Annotated in this window: 9 protein-coding genes; 4 read left to right on the top strand and 5 right to left on the bottom strand. The window is 65.5% G+C overall.

Translation table 11 applies throughout. The annotated features are described in order from the left end of the window. The 3 genes from PGX04_RS18605 to PGX04_RS18595 form a co-directional block, all read left to right on the top strand. Positions 1 to 929 (top strand): AMP-binding protein (locus PGX04_RS18605; RefSeq protein WP_273739876.1); only part of this gene is annotated, 929 nt, incomplete at its 5' end. A gap of 98 nt (positions 930 to 1,027) precedes the next feature. Beyond that, positions 1,028 to 1,450 (top strand): universal stress protein, encoded by a 423-nt coding sequence (locus PGX04_RS18600; protein ID WP_273739875.1) that lies wholly within the window; start codon positions 1,028 to 1,030, stop codon positions 1,448 to 1,450. Positions 1,451 to 1,505: 55 nt separating this feature from the next. After that, positions 1,506 to 2,342, top strand: coding sequence for a GNAT family N-acetyltransferase (locus PGX04_RS18595; protein WP_273739874.1), 837 nt, complete (start codon positions 1,506 to 1,508; stop codon positions 2,340 to 2,342). Between the two features lie 66 nt (positions 2,343 to 2,408). On the opposite strand, the gene PGX04_RS18590 is transcribed toward PGX04_RS18595, so the two are convergent. The 5 genes from PGX04_RS18590 to PGX04_RS18570 all read right to left on the bottom strand — a co-directional run bounded on the left by PGX04_RS18590 (position 2,409) and on the right by PGX04_RS18570 (position 7,514). Beyond that, entirely contained in the window at positions 2,409 to 2,855 is a 447-nt protein-coding gene (locus tag PGX04_RS18590) for a DUF2391 family protein (RefSeq protein WP_273739873.1), read from the bottom strand. Between the two features lie 50 nt (positions 2,856 to 2,905). Further along, entirely contained in the window at positions 2,906 to 3,646 is a 741-nt protein-coding gene (locus PGX04_RS18585) for a hypothetical protein (protein WP_273739872.1), read from the bottom strand. A gap of 49 nt (positions 3,647 to 3,695) precedes the next feature. Continuing rightward, on the bottom strand, positions 3,696 to 5,081 hold the full coding sequence (locus PGX04_RS18580) for a sodium:calcium antiporter (RefSeq protein WP_273739871.1): 1,386 nt from the start codon (positions 5,079 to 5,081) through the stop codon (positions 3,696 to 3,698). Positions 5,082 to 5,150: 69 nt separating this feature from the next. Further along, positions 5,151 to 5,816, bottom strand: coding sequence for an AIM24 family protein (locus PGX04_RS18575; RefSeq protein ID WP_273739870.1), 666 nt, complete (start codon positions 5,814 to 5,816; stop codon positions 5,151 to 5,153). 102 nt (positions 5,817 to 5,918) lie between these two features. Beyond that, positions 5,919 to 7,514, bottom strand: a complete 1,596-nt coding sequence (locus tag PGX04_RS18570; protein ID WP_273739869.1) for a GMC family oxidoreductase — start codon at positions 7,512 to 7,514, stop codon at positions 5,919 to 5,921. A 129-nt stretch (positions 7,515 to 7,643) separates the two neighbouring features. On the opposite strand from PGX04_RS18570, the gene PGX04_RS18565 reads away from it, so the two are divergent. Continuing rightward, positions 7,644 to 8,235, top strand: a 592-nt coding sequence (locus PGX04_RS18565; RefSeq protein ID WP_273739868.1) for a lipase family protein, incomplete at its 3' end; no start/stop codon positions are given.

Raw genomic sequence — 8,235 nt, 5'->3', positions numbered from 1 at the left:
GGGGCGCGGCGCTAGGGGGGACCCTCTTCGCCGCGTGGCACCACGGCTGTCCGATCGTCGGCTGGCCCCGCGACGGGTTCGACCCCGAGGCGGTCTACGACCTGCTCGAGCGACACGAGGTGACCCAGGCCTTCATGCCACCGACCGCGCTCCGGATGCTGATGGGCGTCGACGACCCCGAAAGCCGGTTCGATCTCTCGCTCGAGACGTTCGCCTCGGCCGGCGAGCCGCTGACCTCCGAGGTCGTCGACTGGGTCCGATCGACGTTCGAGGACGTCGCGATCAACGAGTTCTACGGCCAGACCGAACTCAACCTCGTCGTCGGCAACGCCGAGTCCTGGTTCGACACGCGGCCGGGCAGCATGGGGAAACCCTTCCCGGGCTACGAAATCGCGGTACTCGATTCGGAGACGCACGAGCGCCTCGAGCGCGGCGCGGTCGGCGAGCTCGCCGTGAAGCCGGGCGATCGACGGGTCTTCTTCGACGAGTACCACGGCCTGCCCGAAAAGACGGCGAACAAGCGGACGGATTCGGGATGGTTCCTGACCGACGACCTCGTCGAGCGCGACGCGGACGGCTACCTGTGGTTCGTCTCGCGAACCGACGACGTCATCCTCACCAGCGGCTACCGCGTCGGGCCGATGGAGGTCGAGGACGCGATCCTCACCCACGAGGCCGTCGAACAGGCCGGCGTCGTCGGCGTTCCGGACGACACTCGGGGCGAGGCGATCAAGGCGTTCGTCAAACCCGCCACCGACGTGGACGACCCCGAAACGCTCCGCGAGGAGATCCGCGAACTGGTCCGCGACCGACTGGCGGAGTACGAATACCCCCAGCACATCGAGTTCGTCGAGACGCTTCCGACCACGACGACCGGAAAGATCCACCGGCGATCCCTTCGAGAGCGCGACGGGGATACCGACGAGTAATCGAACGCGGCTCTCCCAGCGCAGTCGATCGGTGGTCCGCGTCCGAGATGACGGGACACGGAGCCGGATTTATGGTCTATCCATGGTAACAGCTATCCATGTATCGAGTACTGATGCCCGTCGATACCAACGAAGATCGTGCACTGACACAGGCCGAGTACGTCGCGTCGCTCCCCGACGCGGCGGAGTCGGTCGAGGTCTACCTCCTGTTCGTCTTCACCGAGGACAGCGACGACCTCCCACAGGAGTTCGAGACGTTCAAGTCGGCCTCGCGGATCGGCTCCGTCCGCCGCGCACAGGAGGCCCTCGAGACCGCCGGCATCGAAGTGACGATCCTCGAGGACAGCGGCGATACGGAAGACGACATTCTCGAGGAAGCCGAGGCCTCCGACGTCGACTCGATCGTCCTCGGCGGCCGAAAGCGCTCGCCGGTCGGGAAAGCGATCTTCGGCAGCACCACCCAGGGTGTCATTCTCAGTTCGGATCGCCCGGTGGTCGTGACCGGTAGCGGCGAGCCATAAATCCGCTTGTTCCCGCCGGCAGCCATCTTATCCGGAACGGGACCGTTCATCCAGTATGGAAATTCGGGAGCCGAAACCCGACGAGGCCGAGCGGATTCGCGAGGTCGTGGACAGTTCGATGACGACCTCGTTCAGGCTCAGTCCACAGCAGATCGACGGTATCACCGACGACCAGTTCGGCGACGACGCCGTCGCCGAGAAGATCGACGACGAGGACGCCCTGCTACACGTCGTCGAAACCGGCGAGGAGATCGAAGGGACGGTTATCGCCGGCTTCGTCGAGGGCCGCCTCGCGGACGAGTGGGGCGAGGTGAACTGGCTGTTCGTCGACCCCGAGCACCGAGGAAGGGGTATCGGAACGGAGCTGTACGAGACCGCGACCGAGTCCCTCCGCGACCGCGGCGCCGACCACGTCTGCGTGACCGTCCTCGAGGCCAACACCGAGGGCCACCAGTTCGTCGAACGGTTCGGCCTCGAGCACGACGGCGACCGGCGTATCGACGTGGCCGGCGAGTCCCTGGTAAAGTACGTGTACACGGATTCGAACATCGACGTGGACCTCCCGACGGAGTCGCGGGCGGACGCGGAGGATGCGGAGGATGCAGCGGCGGACGAATTCCCCGAAACGGAGACGACGGACGGCCACCTGACGGCGACGACCGACGACGGCGAGACGGTGTACATCGCCCGCGACGAGGAGGAATCCGGCACTGCAGCGTCGTTTTTCGTCACCTACGAGGACGAGGACCAGACTGAGCAGTACGGGTTCTACTGTGCGAACTGCGGCTCGCTCGACGTCTCGATGAACAACATGGACCGACTCGAGTGCGGCGATTGCGGAAACTCCCACGCGGAGCGCTCCGGAGAGTCGTACGACGATTCGTACATCTAGTCGCGACCACCGTGAGGACGCCGAATCGCTCGTTCCGCTCGAGCCGAACGGCCGAGTCGTCGATCGTTACTTCGAAAAGATGCTATCGGCCGTCGCCGCGCCGACCACACTGAAGACCGCGCCGACGCAGATGGCCTTGAACGAGATCCGTGCGAGTTCGCGGGTCGTCTCGACGTCCTCGAGGAACGTCGCGGGGGCACTGAACAGAAGTGCGAGCGTGGTGACGGAGCCGAAGGTGACGATCATCAGCGAGATGAAGCGAATCGGAATCCCGGCCACCTCCTGCTCGTCGTCCGCATCTCTGGTCGTATCCGCCTTGTATAGCGCCGCATAGCCGATCGCAAAGACGATAGCGACGGTCACGAGCGCCTGGAGGTCGTGCATGTTCCTCGCGAGCGTCCAAACCTCCTCGGTGACCACGAATGGGCCCGCGAGCAGGAACCCGCCGACGAGCTGCTGGGCCGAGTCCGCGAACCGGTAATCGCGCGGACGGCGCGGCCGTCGAAGCTTCATAGCGGGGGATTGCGGCGGAGCGATAAAACGGTCCCGTTTGAGGGTCGAGTTCAGACGAACAGCAACAGCGCAGCGTAGCTCGCCGCACCGCCGGCGAACGCCCAGAACCGGCTCTCGCGATCCGACGGCAGCTCCTCCTTGATCACGTTGAGGATGATGCCGCCGGCCAGAAACGGCACGAACACCGCGAGGAGGAGTTCGGTATCCTCGAACGCGTATCCGACACCGGCACCGGCGATCACCGCCGCCGACAGTATCCACCGGCCGCGGCAGTGGTAGGTCTGCCCGTGGTGTTCTCGGAGGCCGTCGTCCGTGACGAGAAAGTGCAGGGCCATCGCGACGGTGAACAGGAGGACGCTGCCGAGTTCGCGGTCCCACAGGAGGTAGCCGACGATCGCGTTGTAGGCGGCGAACGATCCGACGTGGACCCAGAAGACGCCGGTTCCGGCCGATTCGACGATTCCGTCCGGATCGGTATTCGATCGCCGAGTGAGCTGTTCGAGGCCGTAGAAGGTGACGAATCCGAGCAGCGCGATCAGGTAGCCGTGGTGTTCGGCAAAGGCGGTCGGCGCGCCGCGTTCCGCGAGCGTCGCCGCCGCTTCCCCGACGTCCGGAAGGAGGTGAACGAAGACGTACGCGACCGAGACGCCGCCGGCGATCGACAGCCATCGGCTTCGGGGTATCCGGCCGCCGACGCCCAGTCGTCCAGCGAAGAGATGAATCAGGGCGAGGGTGATCGCGAGCGCGAAAACGATCACAGCGTCGGAGCGTACCGGACCGATCGAAAGCATCGACGCTGACGATACCACCGCCGCGAACGTAGGTCTGTGGCCGGCCGATTCAGTCGTCGACGCTTCGTGGCCGATCTCCGCCGATCGGCATCGCGTCGCCGACCGTCCCCGCCGTTCGACGGATGAGACGACCGAACGCCCGCCGCCGGCTGACGAGCAGCGCCGTCCCGAGGACGACGTAGATCCCGCTGTAGACGAGCAGGAGGTCGGTGCTCGAGACCGGCAGCGCGGCGAGATCTCGGATGATGACGAACTCGAGGAGGACCTGCGAGAGGAACAGGACGAGCAGAGTGAGCGCTTCTCTGACCGAGATTTCGAACCGGATCAGCAACGAGACGGCGAAGAAGGACTGGGCGGCGGTCAGCCAGATCTCCGCGGACTGCTTGAAGTCGAAGGCGAGGACGCCGTACTGGCCCAGCGCGAGGGAGTGGACGACGACGAGGGTCCCGATGAGCAGCGTCCACTGGTTGAGCTTCGACGAGATGAGCGCGTTGAACCCCGCGGTCGAGCGCGCCTTGTTCACCAGGTAGACGACGACGATGAGCTCCGGCGCTTCGGAGGCCAGCGGCGCGATCCACTGGATCATGAAGAACGAGGGGATACCGACGCTCTCCCCGAGGTGCTCGAGTCCGTGTGCGAAGGGCTCGACGGCGGTGAAGATCATCACGCCGGAGTAGGCGAAGAGAACGAGGACGGTCGCGATTCGCCCCGGCCTCGAGAAGGACTGTAAGTACGCCGGCACGCCGACGTGGTCCATGTCCGGTTCGACCTCGCCGCGGAGGATCACCGCGATGTAGCAGACGTAGAGCCCGACCAGAAACAGCATGTCGAAGACGTCGATCCCGCCGTTGAGCGGGACGAGAAACGCCCAGAGCGTCGCGATGAGGAGAAACACGATCTCGAGGCCGATCTCGCGGTCGAGGATCACGACGTCGGTGAGGAAGCCGGGACGATTCTCGACGGAGGGATCGGCCGACGACCCCCCGCGAAAGATCGTAAAGAGGGCGACGCCGGCCCAGCCGATGCCGATGAGGATCCGGTTCGCGCCGGTCATGTTGGCGACCGCCAGGTTCCCGGCCTCGACTCCCCGCTCGGTCCCCGCGAATACGCCCGCGTTCCACGCGTACAGCGCGTCGACGGCGTACTCTGGCGCGACCGCTAACACGGCGAGGACCGCGATCGCGAACGCTTGTGGCACGTCCTTTTCGGCGGTTTCGGCGGCCCACGCGAGGAGGAACGCCGCACCGAGGACGGCGAGTCCGGTCACGATCACCGTGCTGAGCGTCGAGAGCGTTCGGAGCGCAGCCGGTGCTCGATACTCGAGCCCGAGGGCCGTCGCGAGCCAGGGGAGGAGATCGGTGGCCACGACGACGGCGACCCAGGGCAGCGTCAGTGCGACTGCGGCCGAAATCGCGCCGAGTACTCGTCGTCTCATGGAAATCGTCTAGGAACGCGTACCGGTCGAAGGGGCATACGTAACGCGATCCGATGTCGATACTGCCTGCTACTGCTGTGGCGTCTGTTCCTCGTATGGCTGGACGACGACGAACCCCTCCGAGCCGGTGAACTCGAGCTGGTAGGTCTCGTCCGAGGACTGCCCGATCATGTTCGAGAGGGCGCTGTCGACGTGACTGCCGGGAGTGGTCCCGCTCCAGGCGACGGTGGCACTGGGATCGGTTCTGACGGGAGGTTTCAGGACCAGCGGTTCGCCGTGGGTCGTGATCGCGACGCTGCCGGGACCCTCGAGGAAGACGTTGGTCATGCCGCCGGCCGAGAAGCCGGCGATGCTCTTGATGGTCCGGATCTCGTAGTTCACGCTCGACTCGAACGCGAGCACGTCGTTCCCGTTGACAGAGATCGACTGGCCGGCATCGAGCTCGAGAATCTGGATCTTCTTCTCCCGATCCGCCAGATACAGGTGACCCGTACCGGTCGCCTCCATCACCGGCGTTCCCTCGCTCGTGGCTTTCTCCTTGAGGAAGCCGGTGATTCCGCCTTCGGCGGAGGACTTTCCCGTGAAGGAGAGATCCCCGTCGTAGGCGATCATCGATCCGGCCTTGGCAGTTACCGAACCGTCGAGGTCGACGTCCAGTAGCTTGCCGTTCTCGAGTTGGAAGGTCTCGCCGCCGTCTTTCGGTTCGTTTTCGCTGACGAATTCATCGACGTTCATGGTGTCTCGAGCCTGTTGGCTCTCCCGACCGTTGGGCGGGAGCGGAGAAATAGTTACTGATGGATCACTTTCAGGCCGGCGAGAACGACTGCCGAGCGTCGATCAGGCCCCATTGCGAACGAAATCGGCCGCCTTCTCGGCGATCATCGTCGTCGGCGCGTCCGTGTTGCCGCTCGTGATCGTCGGCATCACCGAGGCGTCGACGACGCGCAACCCCTCGAGCCCGCGGACCCGGAGCCGATCGTCGACGACGGCCATGTCGTCGTCGCCCATCTTGCAGGTGCCGACGGGATGGTACAGCGTCTCGGCCGTCTCGCGGATGTGCTCGATCAGCCCCTCGTCGCTCTGCACGTCGGAGCCAGGGAGGACCTCCGCCCCGCGATACTCGTCGAACGGCTCCGCCTGCAGGACCTCCCGGACCAGTTTGATCCCCTCGAGAAGCACCTCGAGATCGTCGCCCTCGGTCAGATACTGCGGATCGATGGCCGGTTCGTCGAAGGGGTCGGCGGACTCGAGCGCGATCCGGCCGCGGCTGTCGGGACGGAGCCGGAGCGCGCCCAGGGAGAAGCCGTGCCCGTCGGGGTTGTCGAACCCGTGATCGACGAAGTACGACGGGGCGAAGTGAAACTGGATATCGGGCCGGTCGGCGTCCTCGGTGACGGTCGCGAAGCCGCCGGTTTCGGCGATATTCGAGGTCAGCGGTCCCGTCTTCAGCACCAGAAACCGGAGGAGGTTCCGGATCGAGTCCGCGTCGGCGAGACTGATCGACTGCTCGCACTCGTAGTTGACACCGACCTGCAGGTGATCCTGGAGATTTCGGCCGACGCCGGGGAGGGCTTCGACGACGGAAATGCCGTGTTCCGCGAGGTGGTCCGCCGGACCGACGCCGGAGAGCATGAGCAGGTGGGGCGAGTTGACGGCACCGGCCGAGAGGATGACTTCCTCGGTCGCATCGACCGTCGCGGGACTCCCGTCGGCATCGTCTCGAGCGTACTCCACGCCGACTGCCTTCGTCCCATCGAAGCGGACCCGCGTCACCCGCGCTCCCGTCACCGCGGTCAGGTTCGGCCGATCCAGCACCGGTTTCAGGTACGCGTCGGCGGCGCTGTGGCGACGGCCGTCCTTCTGGGTAACCTGGTAGAAGCCGACCCCTTCCTGCTCGCCGGCGTTGAAGTCCTCGTTGCGGGGCAGGCCGACCGCCCGTCCGGCATCGACGAACGCCTCGCTGAGTTCGTTCGGCGACCGGAGATCGGCGACGTGGCGCGGCCCGCTGATCGCGTGGCAGACCGAGGGACCGCGCTCGTTGTCTTCGGCCCGCATGAAATAGGGACGGACGTCCTCGTACCCCCAGCCGTCGTTCCCCAGTTCCGCCCAGTGGTCGTAGTCCGCGGGCTGGCCGCGCACGTAGATCATCGCGTTGATCGAACTCGAGCCGCCGAGGGTCTTCCCGCGGGGCCAGTAGAGTTCCCTGTCGTGGAGTTCCGACTGGGCCGCGGTGTGATAGTTCCAGTCGACCCCCGACTGGAACAGGTCCGAGAACGCCGCCGGAATGCCGATCTCGCGGTTCTCGTCCGGCGTCCCGGCCTCGAGCAGCAGTACCTCGGTGTCGGCGTCGGCCGACAGTCTGTTCGCGAGCACACACCCCGCCGGCCCCGCGCCGACGAGTACGTAGTCGTAGGACCGCCCTGCCCCTGGCATGGTACTTCACATCATATAGTGGAACTGTAATAAACGTTTCAAGTGGGAGATACCGCCGGACGAGACAGCAGCGATCATCGTTTCGAGTCGCCGATACGCCTATATGAGCCTCCGAACATGTCTATATGTATGCAACATGAGGTGTTCAACGAGGCGGGAGATCGCGATCTCGTCGTCGTGCTCGGGTGGGGCAACAGGATCGAACACGGGAACGTCCGGTGGCTCGTCGACCGGCTCGTCGACGCCGACTATCGCGTCACCGTCTTTCAGCTGCCGACCGTGGTCACCGACTTCGAATCGGAGTGGGTGAAACCCATCGCCGATTACGTCGACGGGCTCGAGTCGTACCGACTGCTCACCCACAGCACCGGCGGCCTCGTCGCCGAGTATCTCGAGGGGGCCGAGCACCGAGTCTACCTGAGTCCGTGGTGGGGGTTCCACGCGGACATGCGGAATCCGATCGTCTCGCTGGCGATGAAGCTCCCCCTCTCGCGGTCGATTCTCCCGACCGGTGGTGCGGACCGCGAGATGCTGGGCGCGCTCGCCACCGACCGGCAACTCGAGGATACTCCCGACCGCGTCGCGCCGACCTTCCTGCGGGAGGCGAAGCGCGCCCAGTCGCACCTGCCGCCGTTTCAGTTCGAGGAGACCGGCGTCGTCTTCTACACGCCCGACGACGCCGTCGTCAGCGCCGCGGCGATCGAGGAGCGAGCGCCCGAGG

It is taken from the genome of Natrinema soli, assembly GCF_028618695.1.
Note: the sequence above shows the minus strand (reverse complement) of the source record. Positions and strands in the feature narration are given on the sequence as shown.